This window comes from Bradyrhizobium sp. PRIMUS42 (assembly GCF_023006515.1).
Lineage (GTDB): Bacteria > Pseudomonadota > Alphaproteobacteria > Rhizobiales > Xanthobacteraceae > Bradyrhizobium.
Map to the genome: position 1 here is coordinate 1 of NZ_JALBGZ010000983.1, position 1,851 is coordinate 1,851.

Consider the following 1,851-nt stretch of genomic DNA (forward strand, 5'->3'; position numbering starts at 1 on the left):
CTACCTCTACGCGACCGCGCATGCGATGTGGCGCGACCTCTGCGCGACCGGCGAATTCAGCGCGGCGCATCGCAGCGCGGTCCGCCTGGCTGCGACCTGGACCATCCATCAATCGGCCAAGGTGGTCGACACGGCTTATCACATGGCCGGTGCGACCGCGGTGTTCCGCAGCAACCCGTTCGAGCGGCGGTTTCGCGACATGCACGCCATCGCCCAGCAGATCCAGGCGCGCGATACGCATTACGAGGATGTGGGAAAGACGATTTTGGCGGGAGGGTGATCGCTTCCGCGCTGTCGGTGCGCTCCCTCCCCGCTTGCGGGGGAGGGTCGGGGAGAGGGTGTCTCCGCAACGGGACAATCCCCCAGAGGAAAGAACCCTCGCCCGCGTCTCCGGCGCGACCTCTCCCGCGAGCGGGAGAGGTTAACGGAGCAGCGCGTCCCTTACTTCCCGACGCATCGACAATCACACGCCTTCAGCACGGCGTCATGCCGGCTTGCGCGCGCCTGGCAACCGGCCGCGCCAGCCCATGACGATGAGAAAGGCAATAATCAGGAGGAGGGCCACAGCGGCGGCGGAGTCGCTGATGCGGTCGCTTCCGTTGCAAATGTCCTGGTAGAGGCACGCACGCGACAGGACGCCGGCCCGGACCAGGGCCGCGAGCACGCCGAAATAGAGGAAGACGCTGAGCACAAGATAGACCACCGTCACGAGCGTTCGCCGCAGCCGTGAGGGCATCGTTGAATCATCCTCACGCCGCTCGGTGACGAACTGGCCCGGCTTTGCCTTGGCAGGATCGCGGATCTGGACGGTCGAATGCGTGAGCAGATCGTGGACCGCCTGGTTGCGGCGCGTGGCAGCCATGACCACGAACGAATACCAGCCCAAAATGCTCTTGACGGCGAAACGTGCCAACGCCTTGGTGAAACTGAGATTGCCGCCGCGATCGTCGATCACGCGCAAATTGGTCCAGATGTGCCCGAGCGTGCCGCCGGCACGCCAGACCAATACCGGTTCGTAGAGCAGCAGGATGACGACGACCGCGACACCGAGACTGCGGCTGAGCCCATCGCTCGCGACATTGCTGGCGAGCGCCACAGCGCCGAACAGCAGAGCCATCGCCAGCATCCAGTCGAGCAGAACGGCCTTGAACCGCCTGGAGAAGCGGGCATAGCGCGGTCCGGGCACCGGAGGCGGAGGCGCATCGGAGGTCATGGGGAAGCCGCATCCGTTCGTTCGATCCGATGGTGAGACGCGGACAGCGCGCGTGAGGTTCGATTGCCCCGCCGCCCCGCTCACGCCACCAGCGCATCCTCCTCACCGTCGATGCCGCGCTGGGCAGCGAGCAAGCTGATGATCTCCGCATTCGGCCGGGCCTTGCTGAACAGAAAGCCCTGGCCCTCGTCGCAGCCCTCGGTGCGCAGGCAGCTGAGTTCGGCTTCGGTCTCGACGCCCTCGGCGGTGATGGTGACGCCCAGGCCTTTGCCGAGGCTGACGATGGAGCGGATGATGGCCTGGGCCTCCCGGTTGGCGCCGAGATCGCGCACGAAGGACTGGTCGATCTTGATCTTGTCGAAGGGGAAGCTGCGCAAATAGCTGAGGCTGGAATAGCCGGTGCCGAAATCGTCCATCGAGATGCGGACGCCCAGCGCGCGCAGCGCATGCAGGCTCGCCAGCACCTGCGCGCTCTTCTCCAGCAGCAGCGTCTCGGTGATCTCGAGCTCGAGCCGCCGCGGCGGCAGGCCGGAATGCTTCAAGGCGTCGGTGACGATCGAGAGCAGATTGCCGCTGCGGAACTGCAGCGGCGACAGGTTGACGGCGACGCGGACGTCGTCCGGCCAGGCCGCGGCATC

The 1,851-nt window shown here is 66.1% G+C and carries 2 protein-coding genes and 1 pseudogene; 1 reads left to right on the forward strand and 2 read right to left on the reverse strand.

Translation table 11 applies throughout. The features are described from left to right. A pseudogene (locus tag MOV75_RS36555) lies at positions 1–280 on the forward strand (acyl-CoA dehydrogenase); the annotation flags it as partial. 204 nt (positions 281–484) lie between these two features. Here the strand turns inward: MOV75_RS36555 and MOV75_RS36560 are convergent. Both MOV75_RS36560 and MOV75_RS36565 read right to left on the reverse strand, forming a co-directional pair. Next, complete coding sequence (locus MOV75_RS36560; protein ID WP_246931029.1) at positions 485–1,213, reverse strand: RDD family protein; 729 nt, start codon at positions 1,211–1,213, stop codon at positions 485–487. 80 nt (positions 1,214–1,293) lie between these two features. After that, on the reverse strand, positions 1,294–1,851 hold a 558-nt coding region (locus MOV75_RS36565), incomplete at its 5' end, for an EAL domain-containing protein (protein ID WP_247007812.1).

Bases quoted from the DNA above. Each gene is read 5' to 3' on its own strand.
- MOV75_RS36560 (WP_246931029.1), bottom strand. From the start codon at position 1,213: ATGACCTCCGATGCGCCTCCGCCTCCGGTGCCCGGACCGCGCTATGCC.